Below are 24,127 nucleotides of genomic sequence, written 5' to 3'. Positions count from 1 at the left end.
CGTCGACAAATTCGTTCCTTATAACGAACAATTCGCGACGTTTCGACTCTCTCGTTCGAGTCCTTTCGTGTTCGTTATATAGTATGCTAATTATATTATTTTTTTCTCATTCTCATCGTGAATGTCCTTAAAACAGGACCTGGAAAGGGGGAGTACGGGATGGCTGAATATATCCGATCCATAAGAGGGATTGAACGTTCGAATGCTTATGCGCCGATTAGCGCAGTTAACCCCTATGCCGCTTATCGCAACCGGGAGCTGATCGAACCTTCGCGCGCAGAGCCTGTCAACGGACTGGCCGATTGGGAAGCGTCGTCTGCTAAGGGAGCCGCGGCCTGGCTTCGAACAGCAAAGGCCGCCGAAGGAAAGCTGAACAGCCTAATGATCGAGCTGGGCCGTCAAGAAGGCTGGCGAAATGGAGAAGTAACGAAGGACAAGCTCCGTGAGCTGGATGAACTGTTGAACGGGCTTGCTTCTGTTTACAAGCGTAATGAGGAATATTTGATGCCCGAAGTGTGGGAGGTCATCGAACTTGCTCTGCGGCATCCGGCAACTTCGCAGCTGGGACTGGCGAGAGGAGAATTGGCGTCGGAGGACATGGAGGAGCGCCAAAAGGAGCCTTTTGGCGCTCATTCGCCGGCTCTCCTCTCAGCACTTGAAGACCCGGACAAAGCGAGGCGTCTGCTGCTTGGAGCGGATGGATTGCTGACGGGATTGAAGACGGCGGTCACATACGCCGAGAAGCAGCAGCCCGCGGACTGGCTTAAGCTGCCCTTTACAGCCGCATACCCTTACGCCATGTATTATGGCGCCGCCCAACTGTACTGGCCGCTCCCAAGCAGGGGTTCCGTCGTCAATAAATACATTTGAGGGGAAACGTCCCATCGTTCTCCCAGAATCCTGTGTTTTCCAAGAAACGATCGATGTCTCCAAGCGCTTCCATCGTTTCCGCCACAGCCGCTGTATAGCCGAATAAAATGAACGCATGTTTCGATCGAGGATATAGAATTAGCCTCGCGTCGTTGCCGCAGCAGCGATGCGCTTCTACGTATCTCACAGACTGCTCGGCTTCAACCGTACGGTCAAGCAGGCCATGCAGCGTCAGCGACGGCGGTTGACCGGGACGAATCCGCTGAAGCGGCGACAGCCGCCCCGCTTCCTCGCGCCGCAGAAACCAGTTTCGCACAGCCTGCCCGTTGGTCTGTGCCTTCTCCTGCAGAGGAGCGCGGGAGGAATACCGCCATTTGTCGGTCAGATCGACAATACCGTTGCAATTGACGATCGCAAACACTCCGAGCGGATGATCAAGGGGCAAAGTCCCAATGCAGGCGGAGAGATGTCCGCCTGCGGAATCGCCAGCGACGACGATTCGTTCGGGATCGACCCCCATCTCCGACGCCTGCTCGCGAATGAACCGCAAGGCATCGATACAGTCGCTCAGGCAGTCCTCCACGCCGGAAGCCTGACACGGGAGCTTCGCCGCCGATGCATGGCGGTTTGCCCCGCGGCCCTGACCTGCAGCGGAGCCGACGCTTTCCTCCATGTTCGTGCTGAGCTGACTCTCCTTGCTTAAGCCCGCCTTTTCCTCCGTATTCGGAATGAGGCGGTACTCCACGCTAAAGCCGACGGCTCCCCGCAGCGCCGCGTACCGGCAATGCGGCACGAACTGCTCGGGCTGTCCTCCCGACCAACCTCCGCCGTGAATCCAGAGGATCGCCGGCCTGCGATCCTCCGGTCTCCAGTCATCCGGCTTCACGAAGAGCAGCCGCAGTCCGGTGCCGCCGACGCTTTTGTACATCAGCGTCTCCGGTTCCGCGCCTTCCAGCAATTTCTCAACCGGCCACGCCAGTTCTCGTCCCGAGCCGAGAACGTCGCCGTATCCAAGCGTCCTCCGCGCGCCTTCGCCATCTGTCGTTTCGCGATCATTTCCTCTGCTGCGAGACCCTTCTCCCATCTAACTCAGAGCTCCTCGGACAACATCATCAGCAGCAAACCTTGCCCGTAGCCTTCCAGGCGATCGCGCGCGATAACATGATATTCGCCGGGATGGCTTTGCACGCCCGTTCCGCTGGATACGCCCCGCAGCACGCCGTCATGATCGATCAGCGCGCAGACGGCCCGATACGCCATGCGGGCCATTTCGCCAAACGCGGGGTCGACCGATCCTTCGCGGATGCCTCTCAGCACGGCGTAAGCAATGCCCGCCGCCGCCGAGCTTTCCACATACGTGCCCGGTTCCGTCACCACCGTCGTCCACAAGCCCGACAGATCCTGATACGCCTGCAATCCTTTCAGCTGCTTGTGCAGCACATCCCGGATGATCCGGCGGTCCTCCGCATAACGTTCCGGCAAGATGCGAAGCAGCTCCACCGCCACGACGGCCGCCCATGCGTTGCCGCGCGCCCACTGACAGCCGATGACGCTTCCTTTGCCTTCGTCCCAGCCGTGATAGAAAAGACCGTTCGGCTGCTGCAGCCCCGCGACATGCACATGGAATTGCTTCAGCCCTTCCTCTACCGCAGCCTCATTCCCAAGCCGCAAGCCCGCTTCCGTCAGGAACAGCCCCGCCATAAACAAAGTATCGACCCACATCTGCTTCTCGAACTTGGTTTCCGTCAGCGTATGCTCGTAAGCGCCGTTCGCCAGTCTGAGCGAGCGATGCAGCAGATGATCGACGCGATCCGCGAGCCGATCGGCGTAATCGACCAGCTCCAGCTTGCCCGACAGCTTCATCAGGCCTGCCCAAGGCGCCGTGGCGTTCACCGTCTCCGGAATCGAACCCTCGCCGAGATGCTCGCCATACCACCGCTCGAGAAATGTCCGAATGCGCTCTGCCCCCGTTCTCTCCCATAACGTAGTCAAACCGTACAAAGCCACGCCTTCGCTCCAGTTCCATTCGCGAAGCGGCATCCGCAGCGTCGCGTCGACCGTCGCTACTCTTATATGCTCAATCGTTCTTGACATTCGTATCGTCCTCCCCGTGATTCAAGACTGCGGATAGGGCGGCAAGCTGCCCTTCCTCGCGTTATCCCAATAATGAAAGCCGTTATGACCGTATTCGTGGCTTCGGATGTAGCGGCGGAAAGTTTCATCCGGCTTGGGATCCCAATCGATCAGCCCGCCCGGAACCGTATCCCGGTCCCGCGAGCGAGGACCTTGCCCGTTGCCGTTTACCGATGCAACGCTATAGACCCAATCCGTCTCATCCGCCTTAATGCTGGCGTCTAGAAAGCGTCGCTCCGTCCCTTCGTACAGCAGCACGTTTTCGCCGCTTTCCACCTTCCGCCGGTACAGCCGATACCGCTGCGCGCCCAGCACCATTCCCCAGGTCGCTTCCACCGCTTCGTCCCTGCGCCGCAGCCGCAGCCCTAGCGGAGCGGCAGGCGGTTGCGCCGACGGATAGATCGGGTACGGCTCGCTCCAGTCTCCAGCCGCTTGCCCGCGGCATGCGCGGACCCGAACATGCAGCTTCGTTCCCGCAATCAGCCCTTCCAGCCGGTAATGCTGGCCGCGAATATCGTCGGCTGCCGTTTTCCACGAACGGCAGCCGTCCCTGCTGACGGCCAGCTCGTAGCGGTCCGCACCCTCTGCCGAGTCCCATTCCAGCTCCGCCTCTTGCGGCGAGGCCAGCGACATGCGGAGCGTTTCCAGCCTTCCCGGCATGGCATCGTCATCCGTCCATTGCCATTCCGTCCGACCTGCCGGGAGAGCAAATTCCAGCACGGTCACATCCTCACCGGCCTCGTCGCCGACCGCAGCCTTTGCTTCGTGCGCCTTGCCGTCCACGTAAAGCTTGTGCTGCCCCGTCACCCGGGAGTTCGGCAGCTCCAGTCGGACGACAAGCGGAGTCGCCGAAGAGGAGCTACCGCTGAGCAAGCCGCCCACCACCGTAAACGCGAATGCCACTGCGCCTTGCAAGCTGGCGCCGTACGGCGAATCTACCGATGGACCCGGCGCGTCCGCTATGGTACTGCCGTCTACGGCTTCCGCCAATGTGCTCGACTCTGCCTTCGCCGTGGCCTCCGTTACGCCGCAGTCCAGCGCTTCCGCCGAGACGCCCGCCGTTGCCATCGCCGCGTCCGTTGCGGACCCGCGGTCCGGCGCTTCCCCCGGAAGTATCGTCGCCTTGATGCCCTCCGACGCGATGAAGCGGCCGCGGAACAACGCCGCCTCGACATGCCCCCGGCCATAGCGGCGTACGATGCCCGCATAGCCGTCGAACGCCAGGTCGTCGCCGTCATGGCGAATACGGGTTGCGCTGCGGAAGATATGGTCCTCTCTGCCGACCATCGTCACAACGGCGCCGTATGGCGTCGCCTTGACGCCCTTGATTTGCGGCTGCCATTCGCCGCGATGCGTCACGACCGTCAGGAAATCGCCGAAGCCGTCGTAATATCGTCCGACAGAGCCGTTGGGATAGCCATGCGCCTTCCGATTGATTTTATATTCTCCCGCCGGAACCTGCGGCCCGTCGATCGGCCCCGCCAAGGTGACCGGCGAAGGCGATGCGCCCGGCTTCAGTTGATAAATGGCCGGGAACGGGTCGTCGCGATGCGAGAACCAGGAGAAGCGCCCCCGTACCCGCATATCCGCCACTTCGTCGTAGATAACGATATAGTCGTTGCCGGACATCAGCACGCTGCGGGAGCGGTATTGCGGTCTCGCGTCGGGCCCCGCCGCCAGCTCGGCAAACTGCGCATAACCAAAGTCATGCAGCGCCCCCGTCAGCTCGTTGCGTCCGACGCTTTTGTATTCATGCCCGTCAAGCACGGCGAAAGTCGTGCTGCCTTCTCCCGTCCCCATGTTATCGTCGCCGACATCCTCGGGACGGTTGTAGCTGTATCGTTTGCCGTCCGCGTAATAATAAATGACGCCGTTGCCGCCGTCGCCCGAACGTCCCCAGCGATAGTTGGGACCATCGTCGATTTGCCCCAGGTGCACCGACATCTCGCCGGACGTCCCGACTGCGGAGCGCAGAACGTGGCCATAGCCTGTGAATTTCGCCGACTTCAGCTGCGGCGGCGTACCAGTATTGGACAGGTATTCGCCTTGCAGCATGATACGCCAAACGTCGCAATGGTCCCCGCTTTCGAAGCCGGGAGCCTCCGCGGGACATACCGCGAGCAGCTGCTCCGCCAGCAGCGGGTCGTAGTCCATCAACATATCTCCCAGCACCCGAAGCGCATAAGGCGGAGGCAGCGGATCGTTATGGACGCCGGAATGCGCCCCCTGCGGCGGGTAGGACCGGCCGCCCGCCAACGGAGCGCTGAGGCTCCTCAGCAGCCAACCCGCAAGCTTCGCCAGATTGGGATAAAGCAGCGTACTTTCGCCATACGTTTTGCGTATACACCATGCGGACCGCACCATCGGCACCAGAGCCGCCCAGACGTAGCAGCCCAGATTTTCCGTCCAGCGGCCGCCTTCGGCATTCCATTGCGTCACGTCGGGCCGTGTATGGTATTTCAAATTCAGCGCCATCGCCTTCTCGTAATGGGCTATCCAACGACCGGCGTGGGGGTGATGGGGGAACAGCGCCGACATATAGCCAAGCACCGCCTTATAGTCAACCAGGAAATTGGGATGGCCCGACAACATCGTATGAATGGGAGCCACGTATTCATCCTCGCGCACATAAGCCATCAACGCGCTGGCAGCCTTGAAGCGGCGGAATTGCTCACGCGTCATGTCTCTGGCCGACAGGTCGAAGACCGGCGTCCAGAACGCGAACTCCCTGCTCGACACCGGCGCGGTGCCCTCCACCTGGTTGAAGTTGAAGGACAGCTTGTCGACGATTTCCTCCATATCCTCCGGCCTCGGCGCCTCATGCAGTTCAAAATACCACATATGCCCCGCCTTCGGCAGTTGCTCCGGATCGAACAACCTTGGATATTGCTCCTGCGGTTCCTCCCAATCCAGCACCCAATCCTTCACCTTGTCAAGCGGCAGGAAGCTATGCCATAATGCGAGCTCGTCGATCAACGGCAGACCGCCCCCGGCTGCGGGAACCCTGAGCGCTGCCGTCGACCGGGCCGCACGTTTCCGATCAGGGTCGTACACCGCCACTTTGGTTGCCCGGACGCCCGAGGCCAGCGGATAGGACCAAATCAATCTCCCTTCTTCGCCTTCGTCCAGGCCGGCTTGCCCGTATCGGAGCGAAATCGCCAGCGTATCCGACGATCTCCAGAGCGCATATTCCCCGTCGTCCCATTTCATGGGATCGCCATGGAACAGGCCGACCGCCAGCCGCTTCCCTTCATCCACAAACGCGGCGGATCTTCCCGTATGCCACGACAGGAAATTGTCGTAAGGCATAATGCGAAACGGCAGCTCCCCCCGCTCGCCGAGATAAGCGTCAATCGCCTCGTCGCCCCGACTCTTTGTGTAGCGGCGGGTCGGCTGCAAGCCCGTCCATTCGATATCCAGCCGACTGCCGCCCGCCCCCTCCATTTGCTCCTCCAGCTCCACAAAAGGCATTTCCGCCGCCAAACGGATCGTTAGGGCGTACCGCGCGTCGTTCTCCCACAGAAAGGTGATCCGATGCTCATGCAGGACTGCGCCGGAGGAGATGCATTCGCTTTGCACCGCGCACGGTTTTTGCCCGCTCGCCAGACGCGCCGTGGCCAGCTTGCCGCCGTCCGCCAGGTACAGGACGAACACCCATTGCGACTCTACAGCTTCCGGCGAGCTATCGACGGAATCCTGCCGTGTCGATCTCAACTCGGCGGTCGTCGCCGAATTCGCAGCCTTCTCCCCTCCGGGCGCCGTCCTATCTCCGCCGGCTTTCGCAAGGGCGATGCCGGCACGCGGCACGGCAACCTCGATCAACCCGTTGCCAAAGCGAATGCCGTCGCCATCCTCCCGCACCGCCATGCCGCGGGACTCACTCACTCCTTCATGCTCCTCTTCATCCGCTACAGTCTCCGGAGCTGCCCCGTAATGCAGCTCATAACGCCGCGTCCCGCCTCTCGGCAGATCGCTCAGAAAAGCGATTTCCCCGCTTATGACAAAACCGTCTCGCAATTCGGCCCCGATTAGCTGCACCGGTAACCGAAGGCCGTCTCCATCCCGCAGCGCCAAGCTCCCGGGATGCGCTTCGCCGGGCTGGAGCCGCAAGGGATACCGCACCAGCGACAGCGGCCATTCATATTGTTGATGATTCAAATGATCCTTTAATTCGTATACCGTTGCCCCCATGGTTTCCCCTCCAAGGTCAATTCTATAGGTACGGGCAGGAGACGCGTCTCCTGCCCGACTTTTGCAATAGCTATTCCGCCATTATGATTGCAGCGAATCGTACAGTTCCTGCGCTTCCTTCTGCAACTGCTCTCCGCCCATGTCGTTCCATTGCTTCACGAAGCTGTCGAAATAGTCGATCGGCTGATCTCCGCGAATGATGGCGGCGTAGGCTTCGATCTTCAGCTTCTTCAGCTCGCCCCAATATTGTCCGGCCGAAGGCAAGATGTCGGGTTTGCCGAAAATATCGGCAACCGGGTTCGCGGCATACTTTTCATTGATTTCCCGAAGCTGGTCGCCGTAATATTTGTAGAAGATTTCGAAGTTGGGACGTCCCCCGAAAAACGTTTCTCCAACTTTAATGCCTTCCTCACGCATCTTGACCGCATCGTCATACGGCGGCAAATATTTGACGCCTTCCTTCAGGTTCGTGCCGTTCTTGAAATCCCAGTGCGTCCCTTGCGTCCCGTAAGCGAGCGGGACATACACCTCTTCGTCGTTGATGACGGCATCGATAATTTCGAGCGCGCGCTGCAGCTTCTCCGGCTGGTCCTTCATATGAGCGCCGAACGACATGCCGTTGGCCGCCGTTCCCCATGACCATCCGCCGCTTTCGCCCCTTGGTCCCTTCGGCAACGCTCCGAATTCGATTTTGCCATCCGGATTGATCGCCTTCAGCGCGGAAACCGCGGAGTTGGGGTTGCTTTCGTCCGTGGTGAATATGCTGGCATTGTCATTAAAAGCAAAGGTGCCGTCGATAAACTTTTCGCCCAAATTTTGTCCGGTCACGAATTCGGGATCGATATACCCTTTGCCATACCAATCGGCGAGCAGCGTCAACGCTTCCTTGGCTTCCGGCATAACGGCGCCGTTCGTCACCTTGCCGTCCTTTACCGTCCACTGAATTGGCATAACGCCGAACGCGCCGAATATTTTCTGGAAAGCCGCATAATCGGAATTGCCGTTGGAGGTCATGCCGTAAACGTCGATTTTTTTCAGCGCTTCAAAAGCCGCCGTCATTTCGTCGATCGTTTCCGGTATTCCGGTTACTCCCGCTTTCTCCAGCAGGTCGACGCGCCATGCGATCGGCGTCGTGTTTTTGCCGCCGAACAACGTCGGCACGCCGTAATTGACGCCCTTGTGCTCCGTATAGAACCAGCCTTGCGGCGCATTATTGTCGATTTCCGCTTTGGTGCGCGGCGCATATTGTTCGATCAGCTCCATCGGCACCTCTGCGAGCAAGCCCTGATCCGCATATTTCTTCATTTCATTGGGGTCCATGACGATCATGACGTCCGGCACTTCGCCCGTCGTCATCATAATTTGCTGGCGCTGGGCGTAATCCGCGCGCGGAATGGACACGATATTCAGCTTGACGTTAAACTTCTCCTCCACAAACTTCTCGCCGAATGAATCCGGCAGCATCACATCGTTGACCATCCAGGTCAGCTCGACCGGCTCAGGTCCCCCCGCCGCTTCCTGTGTCGGGCTTACGCCCGGCGATGCGGATGGCGACGGCTCCGCCCCATTGCCGGAGTTTCCGGAGCAGCCTGCCATAACGAGCGTCGTTGCCAGCATCAGCGCCATACCGTTCAACGCCAAGCCCTTTTTTCCTTTTCTCAATACCATTTGAAGTTCCCCCATTCGTAATGTAGGATTGCATCTATTGTACGAAGTCTTGCGACTTGATACCGATAATTGTGCGGAACGGGCACTCTGCCGCCATGTATCGGCATATTGGCGCGCCCATCCTGTCATCCCTTGACGGAGCCCAACATGATGCCTTTGACGAAGAAGCGTTGAATAAACGGATAGACGCACAGAATCGGCAGCGTCGCAATCATGACGGTTGCGGCTTTTAGCGTTTCCTTGGAATACGTTGTGGCATGCAGCAGCTCTGCCTGGGTCGCCAACGCGTCGCTTTCCTCGATAACGGTTCGTCTGACGAACAACTGCAGCACTTGCTTATCCATATCATGAATATAAATCATCGCGTCGAACCAGGCGTTCCAATGACTGACGCCCGACCATAGCGCCACCACCGCAAGCACCGGCAGCGACAGCGGAAGCACGATCGAGGTGAACGTGCGAAGCTCTCCAGCTCCGTCTATTTTGGACGAATCCATAATTTCCTCCGGAATGGCTTGGAAGAAATTGCGCATAATGATCAGATTGAACGCGCTGACTGCGCCCGGAAGAAGAAGCGCCCACATGCTGTTGAGCAGTCCCAAATTACGGATCAGCAAATACATCGGGATAAGTCCGCCGCTGAAAAGCATGCTGAAGACGTAAAGCTTCATAATGAGGCTGCGGTGCGGAAACGATTTGCGGGATAGCGGATACGCCGACAATGACGTAAATAGCAATACCAATGCGACACCTCCGACCGTTCGAAGCCCTGTATTCAGGAAGGCTTGCGCGATACCGCTTTGGGCGAATACCTTCTCGTACGATTCCAGCGTCGGACGCATCGGGAACAGATGCAGGCCGGGCAGCTTCGCGTCGACCGGCGTGCTGAGCGACATCGTAAGCGTATATAAAAAAGGATACAGCGTCACAAAAGCCAGAATCAGGAGAGCCAGAATGTTGATGCCGTCGAATATTTTTTCGCTTCTTGTGCGATGATGCATGTTGTCTCTCCCCTCTACCAGATGCCCTGGTCTTTATCGTACAGCTTGACCAAACGGTTGGCGAGAATGACCAGCAGCAATCCGAAGGTCGAGCTGAACACGCCCGCCGCCGCTCCAAGCTCGTAATTCATCGTGAGCAGCCTGCGCAGCACGTACGTATCCAGAATATCGCCCACCTTGGAGGTGGTGGCGGTCATCAGGTTGTAGATTTGATCGAAGCCGACGGACAGGAAATTGCCGATCGACAGCAGCAGCATGATCGTAATGACCGGCGTAATGGCCGGCAGCGTGATATGCCAGATCCTTCTCCATCGGCTGGCGCCGTCAGCAATCGCCGCCTCGTACAAGGTGGGATCGATGCCCGCCAGCGCCGCGAAATATACGATGGAGCCCCAGCCGACGCTTTGCCAGATATCCGTCGCGACGATGATGCCATAGAAGTAGGAAGGTTCGATTAGCCAGCTTATCGGCTGAAAGCCGAAGTAGCCCAATATCCGGTTGAATCCTCCGTCGCGCCCCAGAAACGTAAACAGAATGCCGCCGAGAATAACCCAGGAGAAAAAATGCGGCAAATACGTAATGGTCTGGATGCTCCTCCGAAACCAGCTCAGCCGCACTTCATTCAGCAATATGGCGAGCACGATGGGAGCCGGAAATACAAAAGCGTATTTCAGCAAAGCGATGATCACCGTATTTCGCAGCGCGTCGGTAAACCCTTCGCCCGCAAACAGATATTGAAAGTGCTTGAAGCCCACCCAGGGACTTCCCATGATGCCCTCCAAAATTTTGAAATCCTTGAAGGCGATCAGAATGCCGTACATCGGTACATATTGAAATAGCAGAAATAATAAAAAACCCGGCAAAAACATGAGAATCAAATATTTATTCGACGCGTAGGAACGAAGAGTTGCCTTGATTCCGCTATGTCTCACCTCATCACTCCTTAACGTTTGGTTAGTTCGGCAACCGCCTGACATCAATGTAGCCGTAATGTGCATTTCGCCGCTACTGACACTTTTTGAACGGATTTCTCCCCGCTTCGGGAGGGCAGCAACAGCCATAAAAAATAGGTTCGTGCCGCCGTAATGGGCGGCAGGACGCAAAAAACTCCGGCATCGCGGGTTGGCGACGCCGGAGACGTTATTCCGTTTCTTTCGTTTTAGCGCTTTCTCTGTATTCTCCCGGCGTCATGCCAAGCTTCTTCTTGAACACGCGGAACATCTGCTGCACGCTCGTATAGCCGATGGCTTCCGCCACTTGCCCCATGTTGAGATCGGTTTCGACCAGCAGCCCTTGCGCTTTCTCCAGCCGGATCCGGGTCACATAATCGATAAAGGTTTCGCCCAGCTCTTCCTTGAACAACTTGCTCAGATAGGAAACGCTGATCCCCATTTCGTCCGCCGCCATCTGCAGCGAAAGATCGGACGAATACCGGTCATGGATCATATCCACGGTTTGCCTAATCATAGTATCCGTCTTGCGACGCTTGACGGAGTCCATGTAGCGCAGAATCGGACTCATCAGCCACTCTCGAAACCAGTTGTCGATTTGGGGAACGGATTCCATGCGGAAAAAGGATTCGTACGGATTTTCGCCGAACACGGCTACGATATCCTCCTCATACTCCTGCACCAAACGGATCACGGCGACCAGCAGCTGCAAATAAAAGGTTTTGGCCATCTGCAACGATGCGTGCTCGCCGTCCAACTCGTCGCGAAACGCCTTCAAACTCCGTTCGGCAAGAGCGCCGTCTCTGGAACGGAGCGCATGGAGCAGCTCCTGCTCCTCGGCTGCGGGATAATGAACCAGCTTCTCCGCAACCAGCGTCATATTGGCATAGGGAAGAACCTCGTCATAGGCGCTGGCCACATTCATGCGAAGCGCCTGGAGCGCATCCCTGTAGGAATAAGCGAGATCGTGGGCGGAATCGACGCCAGTGCCTACTCCGATCGTAATCGTTTGCTTCAGAATTTGTTTGACGACCGATCGAAGCTGATCCGCAAGCGTCACCGGAAGCTTATCATGATCCGCGTCATCGGGATAATTAACGATCAGCACCGTGTGCCGATCCGTAATCATGGACTCCATCCGGAACGTCGATCCATCCTGCTCCTGCAGCTTGTTCAGCTCGGTCCCGATATTGGACACCGCGAACAGAAACAGCTCTCGCTCCGCCCGGAAGGAGCTTTGTCCCGATTCGTCCATCTGCGCGATCATGACGCACAGCTTGCCGAGCGGGAACAACTCGCTCCTGTCAATCTCTTTGGCCAGCCGCGACACATCGACTGCGTTGCCGTGTATTAGGGAATGAAGATAGTGCGATCGCAGGAAGGATAGGTGAACGTCCCGCTTGCTTTGCCCTTCCTTGACCGTGGCGAGCAGCCGATTAATGCCCTCTTCCATCACCGCAATTGCATCTCCTTGCAGCTGTGGAGCCCCGGAAGGACGGGCCGACGATAGTCTCTCCAGAATGGAGCGGATGCTTCGCTGAAATTTACTGTGCGTGAAATAGGCGGAGTATACGACCAACAAGCACAACACAACCGTAATGATAATTATGATTCGCTTGAATTCCTCTACCGGCTGCCTTGGCACGTAGGCTGGCACCGCAATGGCGTAAGTCCACCCGTTTTTGTCCGATCGGAGCACGGAAAGGAAATGTTCGCCGACCCTCGTCGTCCGGACGCCCTCCTGCGAAATCCGGCGCATCTCGTGAAGTAAAGCATCGTCCTTGTCGCCTTCCCCGCTCTCATCCGGAATACGGGCAATCAGCTGCCCTTCCTTGTTCATTACAAACAGCTTGCCTTCCGCGTTCAGGGGAAACCTGGAGATTGTCCGTTGCAGAAAGTCGGGTTTCATATTGACGACGATGACCGCTTTGGGTTCCTTGTACAGCATCGGCAGCAATCGAATGTGCGTCAGTGTAGAAGTGGCTTCGCCGTTCAAGCTGACGATTTCCCTTGGAGCCACCCACATTTGGAGACCTCTGGCAGCGATCATATCGTCCACGTTGTCCAGCCAGGACACATCGCGGAACACACGGCTTTCATTCACGCGGGAGACGATATCGTGGTTCACGATGATTTGTTGGCCTATATGATAAAAATAAATAGAGTGAATCGTATCCGTTACGTTTTTGATCTGGGACAGCTGATTGCGGACGGCGTTGGTTCGAGGATATGCTCCCAGCGTCGTCTCGTTCTGAATATTCATCAGCGCGATGATATCGGACTGCAGCGCGATCTGATTCGACATCTGTTCGATATTGACCATGTCGGACTCCACTTGATGCCGAACTTGGGACAGGCTTTCCATGGACGAACGGTGAATTTCCTCCTGTACAATCCGCGAACCCATATAGTAGATCAAAGAGCCGAACAAAATGACGGGAATGATCGACAACAGAAGTGTTTGCGTTATCCACTTCGAGGAAGCTCTGATTCTCATCGAAAGCCTTTTCACGCCGTGCTTCCCCCTGACTTGAATTCTTCTTTTCCTTTTATGATGCCATAATGACCATTACGATTCCATTGGCATTTCTTCCGAATCTCCTTCAAGGCGCATGGATACAAGCTTGATCACCATACCAGCTTCGGCATTACGCGTCCATTAACATTATTTCAGCTGGCAAGCTAGCCGGCTACGCCAAACACCCCGAACTCCCGTTTTCCCGGAATTCGAGGCTAATGGATGAACGATTCAAGATCGGGACAGCAACGATGGCTGCGTTTCCGTTACGGCCGGGCTTCTCAAAATCGTCTTTGCTCTTAAAGCGGCCGTACTTGTCGGGCATGCCCTCACGTCGGCAGCAGCATCACTTGCGCCCATTCTCCCGCTTCCAGCCCCTGCGGGCCAGCGGGAATGATGACGAGTCCCTCGGCATCAGCGATTGAAGCCATCATGCTGGACTTGGAGAACGCAAGTGGGTCGGCGTATATAATACCATCATCTCCATACCGGAGGCGAGAGCGAACGAAGCGGATATGCGGGCTGCCTTTGGATACGGAAAGCGCCAGCTTCGCGGTTATCTTGCGCGGCAGCGGCGAAGCGCAGCCCTGCATGGCTAGCAGTGCCGGGCGCGCGAACAATTCGAAGCCGACGAAGCAAGCCCCGGGGTTGCCGGATAGGCATAGCAACAGTTTGCCCTCGTAGATCGCGGCCGAAGTCGGACTGCCCGGACGCATCGCGACTTTGTTGAACAAGAGGCCGCTCTCCCTCACTGCGTCTGCTTCGGCGCCGTAGACGCGGGTTGCTGCAGCCCCCAGCTCCCGAAGCAGGCAAGCCATCACGTCGTAATCGCCCACGGATACGCCGCCCGTCGTTATGATGAGGTCGGCTTCCTCCGCTGCGCGATGCAGCGCTTCCTCTACCGCCGCCCGATCATCCGGCAGCGTGCCGCACAGCCAAGGCACCGCCCCGCTCTGCTCGGCCATCCACGCGACCATCGCGCTGTTGCTGTCGCGGATCCGTCCCGGCGCGGCAGGCGCCTCCACCGGCATCAGCTCGCTGCCGGTGGCAAAGATCGCCACGCGGGGGCGCCGGTACACCGGCACGTCGGCATAGCCGAACGTGCCGAGCAAAGCGGCGTGGCCCGGCCTCAGCAGCGTGCCGGGCTCCGCCAGCAGGCTCCCGAGGCGGAATTCCTCGCCTCGGGGCGCCACGTTCTGGCCGGGCAAGGCGGCCGCTCGCACGAGCACCGCCGCTGCGCCCCCGGCCAGAGACGCCTCCGCGGTCTGCTCCAGCATGACGACCGCGTCGGCTCCTTCGGGGACAGCCGCGCCGGTCATGACGCGCGCAGCCATCCCCGGCGCAAGGGCCGCGGCGGCGAGCTCGCCCGCCGCGACCGCAGCCGCTGCGCGGAGCAACGCCGGCGAGTCCGGCGCCGCTCCCGCGGTATCCGCCGCGCGCACGGCGTAGCCGTCGAGCCCCGCGCGCGGGAACGGCGGCCAGTCGCTCGTCGCGCGCAGCGACTCCGCGAGGCGGCGGCCGCCGCTTTCGGCCAGCGGCGCCAGTTCGCTGCCGACAGTTCTTGCAGCGGCAACGACACGCCGCTGCGCCTCCTCCGGCGTAATCGCCCGCCGGTTAAAGCGTCCATCGCTCCCTGGCGAGTTTACTCGCTCCACGCCATCCAATGACCCCTTCTCTTTCTCCATGCACGTTCCTCCAGGTCCATGAACTTGAGCCCATCTCTCTTCCTCCATTGTATCACAGAGCGAGTGAGACAACCTGCCATATGCATCAATTTCATCTCTCCAGATTCCGCATCTTCCCGCAAAAATATGGTAAGATGAGCAAAATGATTTCGAGAGGAGCTTTCATTTGGAGAATCCGCAGCACAACGAATTCATGAAGCTTCATGCCATTCCCCTTACCCGCCCCTTCGTCATCCAAGTCGTCGGACACAAAAACACCGGCAAAACCACTTTGGTTTGCCGGTTGACGGAGCTGCTGAAGCAGCGGAATTATAAGGTTGGCACAGTCAAAAGCGATGCTCATGATTTCACCATGGATGAACCCGGCACGGATACTTGGCGGCATCAACAGGCAGGCGCCGACATAACGGCCATCTCCTCTTCGAGACGTAGTGCAATACTAAGCAACAAACCGTCATCGCTTGCCGAATTGCTAGTTCATATGCAGCATGTCGATATCGTCCTGGTCGAAGGTTTCAAGAGAGAGAAGCATCCGAAGCTCGTGCTCGTACGAGAGGAAGTCGACGCAGGGCTGCTCGCCAGCTTATCCCATATAAGCGCCGCCGTCCTATGGCCTGGGGCTCAGTCGCTCCCTGCCGTCTCCGAGCGATTGAACGGGCTGCCTGTCTATAGCATTAACGACGCCGGGGAAATCGCCGCGCACATTCTTTCCCAGGCCGCCAAACATTTATAATGCCGCAGCTTTGTTTTGGTTACTCCGCAATTCCCTGCTTATGGGCATAGATCGCGGCTTGTGTACGGTCGTCCACATCCAGCTTGTTAAAAATATTCGTAATATGAAACTTCACGGTCTTTACGCCGATAAACAGCTCGTCCGCGATCTCCTGATTGGACTTGCCTTGCGCGAGCCGCTTGAGAACATCCATCTCGCGTTCCGTCAGGTCGTCGTGCAAAGGAGCCTTCTCCTGATGTTTGGGCTGCCGGAACCGGTTCATCATCTTCGCGGCCACTTGCGCCTCCAGCACGGATTGGCCGCGCGCCGCCGCGCGGATCGCCTCGGCGATCTCATTTGCGCGGGATGTTTTCAACAGATAGCTGAAGGCTCCCGCTTCGATGACGGGATAGATCTTGCTGTCGTCGATAAAGCTCGTCAGTACGATAACCTTGCAATCCGGATGCTGCTCCATCAGCTTAGCCGTCGTCTCGACGCCATCCATGCCCTCCATGACCAGATCCATCAATACAATGTCGGGCTTATAAGCCGTAGCCAGCCGTATACCTTCCGGGCCATTGCTGGCCTCTCCCACTACCTCGATACCATCCTCTGTATCCAGCACGGCTGCAAGTCCGATACGCACCATCTCGTGATCGTCGACCAGCAGCACTTTGATTGGCGCCTCCATATCTTCCATCTCTCCCCCAGTAGGTTGTTACCATCCGGAACTCCGCTGTACGCAACCTTGATTTATTGAGCCCCGGCCTTGACTTGGCCGTCTACCGGCACCCACAGATGTATTGTCGTTCCTTCTCCAGGCTGGGACATCATTTGCATGCTGCCCCCAAGCTCGTTCACGCGTTCCTCCATCGTGAGCAAACCGTAAGACGTTTGTTTCTTCACTTCCAGATCGAAGCCGATCCCGCTGTCCTGCAAGGTCATATGAACCCGATTGTCGAGACGCATCAGGCGGATAGTCATCTTGTCCGCCTTGGAATGCCTCAGCGTATTCGACAGAGCCTCCTGAGCAATTCGGAAGAGATGATCCTCCGCTGCAGGCAGCAGCGTAATCGTCTCGTCGACTTCGAGCGTAATTTCCATCGGTATCTTTTGCTGCAGTTCCTCAATCAATGCCTTCAACGCTTGACCGAGATTCTTGCCCTCCAAATGGACAGGCCTTAGATGAAGAAGCAGCGCCCGCATCTCGGATTGCGCCACCGCCGCCATTTCCTCGATGAGCTGCACTTGACGCTTCGCCCGTTCCCAGTCCCGCTCTATCGTACGGCTGACAGCCGTAGCCGTCATCGAGATGGCGAACAGCTGCTGGCTGACAGCATCATGAAGCTCGCGAGCCAGACGCTGCCTCTCTTCGATGACCGCGGTGAACCTGACCTTCTCCCTCCAATTAGGATCATCGGCAAGTTCATCCGGGCTAACGGCATCGGGATCATTGGAATCAATCGTTACCGTATACGAAGGACGTTTGCGCTGCTGCTCCGTCAGTCTCTTGAGCGCGGCCTTGAGCTTGGAATTTTGAAGATAACTCATAATCGTTGCGGCCACAAGTCCGCCGCCTACGCCGATCAATCCCATGACGGCCCATTTGCCCTTGAGCGTGTATAGCTCCACTACATCGAGTCCTTGCAGAACGATGACCGCCAGACTGACGATAATGAGCAGCCAAAGTACCGTCTCCGCCGTATTGCGCTTGCGGGCTGCCTTTGGACCTTCATCGCCCTGGCTGCGCTTATCTTGTTCTGCTTGCATCTGGAACGCTCCTTATGTAATTGTATATGAGGTTGTTCAACGTGGCAAAGCAGGAAAGAGCAGACCGTCTCCGGTCCGCCGCTATCCTCATTTCGTCCTCATTATTCTGTTGCGTCGTTGTTTGCCGCAGGAGCATTGCCCGCATTCAGCTTGCTCTTGAGCGCTTCGAACTGCTCGTCAACCTTCATGCGCTTCTCCAGATCTGCCGAGCTGACCGGCGTGGATCCAGCCGAACCGCCGCTGTAGCTGCCGTAAGGGGTGCGAAGAACATCCGCTTCCGCCTCCAGCTGCATAATTTTCTCTTCCATCCGGTAGAAGCCGCGGGAAGCAGAACCGCTGTCGATGGTGTGGTTCGCGCTAAGCTGAGCCATTTGCTTCTGCGCCTTGGCAACTTGAGCGCGGGAAGCGAGCTCGTTGCGTTTGTTGCGAAGCTGGTAGAATTCTTCCTTCATGCCGTGCAGTTGCTGCATCAGCTCTTCCGCTTGCGCCTTCGCTTGTGCATGGAGATCGATATATTCCGTCACCTTCTGGTCAAAATACAGCTTCTCTTCCAGCAGCTTGCGAGTAAGCTCTTCCTGGCCGGCGCGCAATGCCGCTTCCGCCTTCGATTCGCGGTCGGACGCGCTGCGTACCGACTCGTCAAGACGCTGCTTCATGCGACGCTCGTTCGCCATTTGTTTGGCAACCGTTACCTCAGCTTGATGAATTTCGGATTCCATGTCACGCAGATACTGGTTCAGCATGACTACCGGATCCTCCATTTTGTCGAGTACCTCATTTACCGATGCTTTCGTCATATCCTTCATTCTTTTGAAGATTCCCATAATATTATTCTCCCTTCTCGTATTTCGCGATTTTGGATTTTAATTCGTCGATTTCACGTCTTAGCGCCTTCTTCTCCAGATCGTCCATCATGCTGTCGAATCCGGGTGTCGCTGCAGGATCCTCTTTGCGGTATCCCCACTTGTCCTGAGGAGGAGGAGTCGAAGTACCATACGACGCATTGTATGGTCCTTGTTGCCCGCTGGCAGAGCCATATGTTCCGTTGCTGTATCCACCGTTATTGTAACCGCCGTTATTGTAGCCGCCGTTATGGCCACCGCCGTACCCGCCGAATCCTCCAGGGCCGGGTCCGGGGCCATATCCGCCGTGACCGTATCCGCCATGGATCGGCGGCTCCTTCGGGATAACCATACCTGCGATGAGGTAGATAAAGATGACGGTACCGCTCGTAAAGATCGTCACGACGACAAGCAGAATCCGGAGCAAAGTAGCATCAACGTTTAACATCTCGCTGAGTCCGCCGCACAGACCCAGCAGCTTTTTGTCGCGCGTAGAGCGATATAATTTTCTCAAGATGACCATCCTTCCTTCTGAAGTTTACGCTTCAACTCATCCAGCTCTCGATCGATCACCGATTTAACCGTGCTTCCAAGGCCAGAGCAGTCCATTTCATGCCCCATTCGGCGTACGTCCCGGATGCTCTTTGCTTCCGTCTCCAGGTCGTTGATGCGATCTTCCATCCGGCGGAACATCGCCCCTGGCTGCGGGCCGCTCTCTCCATAACCGCCGAAGCGGCTGTTCAAGCGTTGCTGCAGCCTGATGGATTCCATGCGTGCCGCATAATATTCGCGTTTGTCATAGACCGCTTGATATTCGCTGCGCATCTCGCGAAGCTGTTCTTCCAGCTCCAATGTATGCTGTCTGCTCTGTTCGAACAAATCCTTGTATTGAGCCGCTCGTTCATCAGCCGTCGCCTTCTCGTGAAGCGCGAACCTCGCCATATTCTCTTCTCCCGCCTTGAGGGCGGTCATCGCTTGCTGTTCGCGGCGTTCCTTCTGCGATTCGGCCTGCAGCCACTGGGCTCTCAGGTGATTGGAATGATTCGTATATTGCTGATGCAGCTTCTCTGCCTGAATGATATCTTCCCTGGTGGACCAGAGGAATTGATCGATCATCCGAACCGGATCCTCGGCCTTCTCCAGCCTTTCGTTCAGCGTTGCGACGGTGATGTCGCGAATTCGTCTTACGATGCTCATCTCTGTATCCTCCTCGAAGGTTCCGAGCGGCGTATCCGCCGCTCATCCGCCTATCCCTTAATATGTTCTCCGATTTCCGCCTTTGAACAACGATACGCCTGCTACAACCAATCCGATTGCCAGGATCAGCATCAGCAGACCGCCGAGCTTGCCTAGCAGCATGATGCCGCCCAATCCGATTAGAATGCCGCCGATCAGCCTTTTGTTATTCATCCACCCCAGAATACCGAAGCCCACTAGAATAAACGGAATCAGGAAGCCGATAATCCGGCCGAAGTCGATGTTCAGAAAGTTCAAGGCAGCTAGTCCGCCTACGATAATCAGTAATACGCCAAGTGCGCTTTTTCCATTCATCTCCAACTTTCTCTCCTCTCTACAATTAGAATTTCTTCATATTCGCTTCCGCGTTAAATCTTGTTGCTCTTGCTTATGTACTTAGTATAGATGGTTTAAAGCCTTGGCAAAACAGACTTTCGGCACTTTCTGAACTAGACTTTGGTCGAGTCGCCAACCCGTCTCAAGAAGCGGATTTGGGTAAAGACCCAGTTTTTGCAGGTTATAAACGCTTTCCTGCCATGTTACGGTATAGCTATCAACCAGGAGGTGCATCATAAATGACAACTACGAAACATCACATAATCAAGAAAAGCCTGATCGCCAGCGTAGTCGCAACAGCCTTGCTGACAACCGGTGTCGTCCCGCTTCCAATCGATGGACATGCCCATGCCGCTACGTCAAGCGCATCCAAGTCTTCGAAGATCGAAGCAACGATCAAGCTCGGCGGCAAATATATGGGTACGCCTTACGAATTCGGCTCGAACCGCAGCACGACGCGGACGTTTGACTGCTCCGACTTCGTAAAGCATATCTATAAGCAGGCAACAGGGGTAACCATCCCCGGCTCGTCCGCAACCCAGGCTGCGTGGGTGAAAAAAAATTCTACCGTAAAGACAAGCTGGTCCAGCCTGAAACGCGGCGATCTCGTGTTCTTTATGTCTTATAAAGGTTCTTCCGCATCCAGCTACAGCAAATTAAGCAAGTCGAAGCAGAAAGTGACGCATGTCGGTCTCTACCTGGGCAACGGCCGCATTCTTCACACCTACTCCAAGAAAAGCGGCGGCGTACGCGTCGACTCCGTCAAGGGCACGCAGTGGGAACACCGCATGATCTTCGGCGGCAGCGTCCTCTAAAAAAAATTGCTTCTATTATAAGTATGCACTCAGCAACAACCAATAACGCCGCGGCGCGCGATCTTTCGCGTTCCGCGGCGTTTCTGCGTCTGCTGACCGCATAGCCGTCAGATTCTATTTTGCCGCCAGATAAGCGTCGAATTGCCTCTGCTTCTCTTCGATAATCCGGGCGATCCCCGCCGACTTCAGCTTCTCCTCGTATTGCGGTAGCACATGGTCGATATCCACCGTGCCGGTATCCAGCGCGTTAAGGTATTGCCGGTCCACGTTAACGACGGCTGCCACCTCGGCTTTGACAGGAGCGCTGTCGAAGACGAAGCCCAATCCTGGAGACAGATGCGCCTCTTCGTTAAACGCCCGGAACTTCTCCCATTTGTCCGGATCTTCGGTATCCCATACGTCGTTCAGGAACTGATTGCCGAACATCCAGTTCGAAGAAGGATTGTAGTCCTGCGTACGGTCCGTTTGTCTAATGATGCCCTCTCCTGCTTGTTCGTAATGAATGCCTTTCATGCCGTAGTTGACCAAGTTGTTAAGAGCGCGGTCCGTATGGAGAAGATTGATCCACCCCATCGCCAGATCCGGCCGCTGCGACGTCGAAGAGATGCCCAGCATGGAGCCCGCCGTCTCCGAGGTGGAGATCGTCTTGGCATTCAGCTCCCTCTGCGCCAGCTTGCCGACCAGCCCTGTCGCCATGGCAATCTCCTCAGCCTTGCCTGGCTTTAGCGAAGAAGTAATGGAGAATACGCTGCCGCCCATAAGCGCGTCCATATTCATCGTGCCATTGGTGACCGCATCGTTATTAATGTAGCCCTTCTGATAGAATTCGCGCGTAATGCGCAGCGTCTCCACATATCGTTCCGTCTCATAATTCGGTTTAACCTCGGTACTGTCTCCGTCCTTGAGCAGGATGCCGGGGATCGACGTATCGCCGAGCGCGTCATAGTTGCCAATGTAATGAGCGTTAAACGTCTCGCCTTGCCTCATATAGATGGGAGTCATGTCCGGCTTCATACTCTTAACTCGGGCGAAGACGGGCTCCAAATCCGCAATCGTGTGGACGAGGGACATATCGATAGCCAGTTCCTCCGCGATATCCTTCCGGTAGATAATGCCCCCCTGCGCGGCCAGCTCCTTGTTGGTGGGTACGCCGTAATTGCCTCCGTCGATCTTCGAACCGCTCAGGAAAGCGGGATCCAGGCTCCCCAGAATCCCTTGCCCGTAGCTCTCCAGCAGCTCCGAGAGCTCCAGAAATGCCCCCTTGGCGACATTGACCGCATGTTTGTTCCATTGCGCCGTAAAGATGACATCCACCTTCTCGCGGGAAGCAATCATCAGATTGATTCGGTCCTCCCACTGTCCCCAATCAATGGGCATCAGATCGATCCTGGCGTCCAGCTTGCCCTTAAGGTAGTCGTTAATAGCAGCTTCTACCGCCGCCTCATCCTTCTGACCCGCTCCCGTATACACGAATTTGATCGTGTACGGTCCTGCCGTCTCATGAGGCTGATCCGTGGACGCATCGCTTCGAAAAGCGCTTTCATTTCCGTTGGGGGAAGAACAGCTTCCAAGCAGCAACAGATAGGAGAGCATCATTGGCGCCAACAGCAGAGCGCGAACAATCGAACCTTTCGAGTGTCTCCACGGCATCGACGCTCTCCCCCATCTTTTTCCGTTTCATTCCAGCTACTTCTATTTTAATGGATCACAATCAAAAAGCAATATATCAGTCCATTCGAATGTAGACCATATCCTCCGTGACGATCCAATTCTCTCCCGCGAAGCTTATCTCCCGTACATTCTCTTGCAAAACGAGGCTCTCCTTCTCAATTCCCCGAGTGTCATCCTTTCCTTCCCAATGCAAAAGAGTGCCTCCTAGTTGGGACGCCGCCTCAATCCAAGCTCGTTTTGAAGCCTCATTAGAGGATTGCTTCGCCCAAGCTCCGCTGTCTGACAGAAGCACGTAAGTATGGCTGTCCAAATCTACCAGCAGCAGCGGCTCCCGCAGACCTGGCCTGTTCTTATAAAGAGAAGCGAGCTCGAGTTTCTCGCCCGGCAGTCTATCCGCGTTTGGCTGGAGAGCCGTCAACCCGCCGGTCGGCAGATGAAGAAGCAAGAAGCTGACGCTATCCGGTACAAGCGATGCAGAAGCGCCCTCCACATCATAGAAACGCAGCACCGCATACTCATCCTCTGCCCCGAGCCATCCGGCAACCTCAACGAATTGCCCCTTGCTCCGATCGAACATGATGCTCTGTCCATTTCCTTCCCTCGTATAGATGTTCAGCTTGTTCATCGCCTTTAGCGAGAATTCGGCGTCCTCATAAATAACAGGGTTTTGCTCGGAGGTGGATGAGTCATCGAATATGGCGTACTTTCCGTTCGGGCTCCAATAAAACCAGCCGCTTTGCCCCCTGATGGCCTCCGAAGAAAAAGGGACGTTTGATCGTTCGTTCCCTTCTAAATCGAGCAACACGAATCGACTATTGTCACTGTCCAAATGCCAGATCAATTCGCCGTCCGGCGATACCGATGTTAGAAAAAAAGGCCAGCTATGCTTCGTTTGTTTCGGCAATTGCCGTACTTCGCCGTCCGCGATATCTATCACCCAAAGCTTTCCTTCCGAATAGCTGTTTAACACGAGTGATTCTCCGGATGCCGTCAGCCATCCCGGCGCAAAATGCTCCTCTTGGGATATCGAGTCCAATTCCCGGATTGCGGGTACGATTACGGTCTTTTCGCCGGATGTAATATCCAGCTTTTCTACGCTATAGGATTGAACGGCTCCTTCGTCGTTCGCGTCATGAACAGCGATATACAGCAAATGGCGGCTGTCCAGCATGCCGTAGCCTTTCGCTATCGAGTGAGCCGCATAGCTGTCATTGATTATGGCGCTGAAGAGCGGATAGGTCCGAAACTCTCCGCTATCGGGATGCATGACTGCCGCGATGGCTCCATACCGGACACCGTTCATTAACGATTCGTTGCTTGTCAGTACGTGGACGACATACGACGTTCCTTCGTCGCTGGCTGCCGTGAACAGTTGAAAGGGATTGTATGTCCCATCGGTTGCGAGCCGGAACCCATTCTCCGTTTCCACTTTTTCAAACGCTCCTATCGTCCCATTCTCTGTTGTTGGAACCGGAGTCGCGGACACCGTCTGCATCGACTGCAAAGTAGGCTGCGGGGTAACGGCATTGGATTCCCGCTCCGCCCCATCCCCCTTACAACCCGCTAAGGCCAAACACGCGCATAACAGGATCAAAATAACTGTTTTTTTCATTTCGACCTTCCCCTTCCAGCACCTGGTTAACTATTAGACGCTTGCCGGGAAGGTTGGGTTGCGATTGGAGAAACGAAAAACCCCGACCTCCCGCAACGGGCCGAGATCAAGGTTTTT

19 protein-coding genes are annotated in these 24,127 nt (G+C 56.5%); 3 read left to right on the top strand and 16 right to left on the bottom strand.

Translation table 11 applies throughout. From position 1 onward, the window contains the following. Positions 1–159 precede the first annotated feature (159 nt). A complete protein-coding gene (locus KJW29_RS01285) occupies positions 160–870 on the top strand; it encodes a hypothetical protein (protein ID WP_214628461.1) in 711 nt (236 codons plus the stop codon). Here KJW29_RS01285 and KJW29_RS01280 read toward each other — a convergent pair. From KJW29_RS01280 to KJW29_RS01245, 8 genes are all read right to left on the bottom strand, one after another. Then, complete coding sequence (locus tag KJW29_RS01280; RefSeq protein ID WP_214628460.1) at positions 854–1,954, bottom strand: alpha/beta hydrolase; 1,101 nt, start codon at positions 1,952–1,954, stop codon at positions 854–856. The two genes, KJW29_RS01285 and KJW29_RS01280, sit on opposite strands and share 17 nt — an antisense overlap. Before the next feature lie 5 nt (positions 1,955–1,959). Then, entirely contained in the window at positions 1,960–2,964 is a 1,005-nt protein-coding gene (locus KJW29_RS01275) for a glycoside hydrolase family 88/105 protein (protein ID WP_214628459.1), read from the bottom strand. Positions 2,965–2,985: 21 nt separating this feature from the next. Next, a complete protein-coding gene (locus KJW29_RS01270; protein ID WP_214628458.1) occupies positions 2,986–7,194 on the bottom strand; it encodes a fibronectin type III domain-containing protein in 4,209 nt (1,402 codons plus the stop codon). Between the two features lie 81 nt (positions 7,195–7,275). Then, positions 7,276–8,862 carry an extracellular solute-binding protein gene (locus KJW29_RS01265; protein WP_214628457.1) on the bottom strand — a complete coding sequence of 529 codons (1,587 nt, stop codon included), beginning with the start codon at positions 8,860–8,862 and terminating at the stop codon, positions 7,276–7,278. A 125-nt stretch (positions 8,863–8,987) separates the two neighbouring features. Beyond that, positions 8,988–9,863 (bottom strand): carbohydrate ABC transporter permease, encoded by an 876-nt coding sequence (locus KJW29_RS01260; RefSeq protein WP_214628456.1) that lies wholly within the window; start codon positions 9,861–9,863, stop codon positions 8,988–8,990. A gap of 14 nt (positions 9,864–9,877) precedes the next feature. Further along, complete coding sequence (locus KJW29_RS01255; protein ID WP_187104470.1) at positions 9,878–10,795, bottom strand: ABC transporter permease; 918 nt, start codon at positions 10,793–10,795, stop codon at positions 9,878–9,880. Positions 10,796–11,003: 208 nt separating this feature from the next. Next, the gene (locus KJW29_RS01250; RefSeq protein ID WP_214628455.1) at positions 11,004–13,325 is read right to left on the bottom strand and encodes a helix-turn-helix domain-containing protein; all 2,322 of its coding nucleotides are present in this window, start codon (positions 13,323–13,325) and stop codon (positions 11,004–11,006) included. A gap of 335 nt (positions 13,326–13,660) precedes the next feature. Further along, a complete protein-coding gene (locus KJW29_RS01245) occupies positions 13,661–15,016 on the bottom strand; it encodes a molybdopterin molybdotransferase MoeA (RefSeq protein ID WP_214628454.1) in 1,356 nt (451 codons plus the stop codon). Between the two features lie 166 nt (positions 15,017–15,182). Between KJW29_RS01245 and mobB the strand changes: the two genes are divergently transcribed. Next, positions 15,183–15,749: a molybdopterin-guanine dinucleotide biosynthesis protein B gene (gene mobB, locus KJW29_RS01240; RefSeq protein ID WP_246608531.1), complete on the top strand. Its 567-nt coding sequence runs from the start codon at positions 15,183–15,185 to the stop codon at positions 15,747–15,749. A 19-nt stretch (positions 15,750–15,768) separates the two neighbouring features. Here mobB and KJW29_RS01235 read toward each other — a convergent pair whose 3' ends face one another. From KJW29_RS01235 to KJW29_RS01210, 6 genes are all read right to left on the bottom strand, one after another. Then, the gene (locus tag KJW29_RS01235; RefSeq protein WP_214628453.1) at positions 15,769–16,419 is read right to left on the bottom strand and encodes a response regulator; all 651 of its coding nucleotides are present in this window, start codon (positions 16,417–16,419) and stop codon (positions 15,769–15,771) included. Between the two features lie 62 nt (positions 16,420–16,481). Then, positions 16,482–17,498 carry a sensor histidine kinase gene (locus tag KJW29_RS01230; protein WP_214628452.1) on the bottom strand — a complete coding sequence of 339 codons (1,017 nt, stop codon included), beginning with the start codon at positions 17,496–17,498 and terminating at the stop codon, positions 16,482–16,484. Positions 17,499–17,599: 101 nt separating this feature from the next. Then, a complete protein-coding gene (locus KJW29_RS01225) occupies positions 17,600–18,322 on the bottom strand; it encodes a PspA/IM30 family protein (protein WP_087570084.1) in 723 nt (240 codons plus the stop codon). Between the two features lie 4 nt (positions 18,323–18,326). Continuing rightward, positions 18,327–18,863, bottom strand: coding sequence for a PspC domain-containing protein (locus KJW29_RS01220; RefSeq protein WP_214628451.1), 537 nt, complete (start codon positions 18,861–18,863; stop codon positions 18,327–18,329). Continuing rightward, a complete protein-coding gene (locus KJW29_RS01215) occupies positions 18,851–19,537 on the bottom strand; it encodes a PspA/IM30 family protein (RefSeq protein WP_214628450.1) in 687 nt (228 codons plus the stop codon). Before KJW29_RS01215 ends, KJW29_RS01220 begins: the two co-directional genes overlap by 13 nt. 57 nt (positions 19,538–19,594) lie before the next feature. After that, entirely contained in the window at positions 19,595–19,891 is a 297-nt protein-coding gene (locus KJW29_RS01210; protein WP_087570081.1) for a LiaF transmembrane domain-containing protein, read from the bottom strand. Between the two features lie 260 nt (positions 19,892–20,151). On the opposite strand from KJW29_RS01210, the gene KJW29_RS01205 reads away from it, so the two are divergent. Next, a complete protein-coding gene (locus KJW29_RS01205) occupies positions 20,152–20,727 on the top strand; it encodes a C40 family peptidase (RefSeq protein WP_214628449.1) in 576 nt (191 codons plus the stop codon). Between the two features lie 114 nt (positions 20,728–20,841). On the opposite strand, the gene KJW29_RS01200 is transcribed toward KJW29_RS01205, so the two are convergent. Continuing rightward, positions 20,842–22,377, bottom strand: a complete 1,536-nt coding sequence (locus KJW29_RS01200) for an ABC transporter substrate-binding protein (protein WP_214628448.1) — start codon at positions 22,375–22,377, stop codon at positions 20,842–20,844. A gap of 76 nt (positions 22,378–22,453) precedes the next feature. Continuing rightward, on the bottom strand, positions 22,454–24,010 hold the full coding sequence (locus KJW29_RS01195) for a TolB family protein (RefSeq protein ID WP_214628447.1): 1,557 nt from the start codon (positions 24,008–24,010) through the stop codon (positions 22,454–22,456). Positions 24,011–24,127 lie beyond the last annotated feature (117 nt).

It is taken from the genome of Paenibacillus agaridevorans (assembly GCF_018604145.1).
Classification (GTDB): Bacteria; Bacillota; Bacilli; order Paenibacillales; family Paenibacillaceae; genus Pristimantibacillus; species Pristimantibacillus agaridevorans.
This window is presented reverse-complemented; position numbering and strand designations above follow the sequence as displayed.

Coding starts and splice junctions, on each gene's coding strand:
- KJW29_RS01265 (WP_214628457.1), bottom strand. CDS start 8,862: ATGGTATTGAGAAAAGGAAAAAAGGGCTTGGCGTTGAACGGTATGGCG.
- KJW29_RS01205 (WP_214628449.1), top strand. CDS start 20,152: ATGACAACTACGAAACATCACATAATCAAGAAAAGCCTGATCGCCAGC.
- KJW29_RS01245 (WP_214628454.1), bottom strand. CDS start 15,016: ATGGAGAAAGAGAAGGGGTCATTGGATGGCGTGGAGCGAGTAAACTCG.
- KJW29_RS01230 (WP_214628452.1), bottom strand. CDS start 17,498: ATGCAAGCAGAACAAGATAAGCGCAGCCAGGGCGATGAAGGTCCAAAG.
- KJW29_RS01215 (WP_214628450.1), bottom strand. CDS start 19,537: ATGAGCATCGTAAGACGAATTCGCGACATCACCGTCGCAACGCTGAAC.
- KJW29_RS01275 (WP_214628459.1), bottom strand. CDS start 2,964: ATGTCAAGAACGATTGAGCATATAAGAGTAGCGACGGTCGACGCGACG.
- KJW29_RS01225 (WP_087570084.1), bottom strand. CDS start 18,322: ATGGGAATCTTCAAAAGAATGAAGGATATGACGAAAGCATCGGTAAAT.
- KJW29_RS01285 (WP_214628461.1), top strand. CDS start 160: ATGGCTGAATATATCCGATCCATAAGAGGGATTGAACGTTCGAATGCT.
- KJW29_RS01200 (WP_214628448.1), bottom strand. CDS start 22,377: ATGCCGTGGAGACACTCGAAAGGTTCGATTGTTCGCGCTCTGCTGTTG.
- KJW29_RS01280 (WP_214628460.1), bottom strand. CDS start 1,954: ATGGGAGAAGGGTCTCGCAGCAGAGGAAATGATCGCGAAACGACAGAT.
- KJW29_RS01270 (WP_214628458.1), bottom strand. CDS start 7,194: ATGGGGGCAACGGTATACGAATTAAAGGATCATTTGAATCATCAACAA.
- KJW29_RS01220 (WP_214628451.1), bottom strand. CDS start 18,863: ATGGTCATCTTGAGAAAATTATATCGCTCTACGCGCGACAAAAAGCTG.
- KJW29_RS01210 (WP_087570081.1), bottom strand. CDS start 19,891: ATGAATGGAAAAAGCGCACTTGGCGTATTACTGATTATCGTAGGCGGA.
- KJW29_RS01235 (WP_214628453.1), bottom strand. CDS start 16,419: ATGGAGGCGCCAATCAAAGTGCTGCTGGTCGACGATCACGAGATGGTG.
- KJW29_RS01195 (WP_214628447.1), bottom strand. CDS start 24,010: ATGAAAAAAACAGTTATTTTGATCCTGTTATGCGCGTGTTTGGCCTTA.
- KJW29_RS01260 (WP_214628456.1), bottom strand. CDS start 9,863: ATGCATCATCGCACAAGAAGCGAAAAAATATTCGACGGCATCAACATT.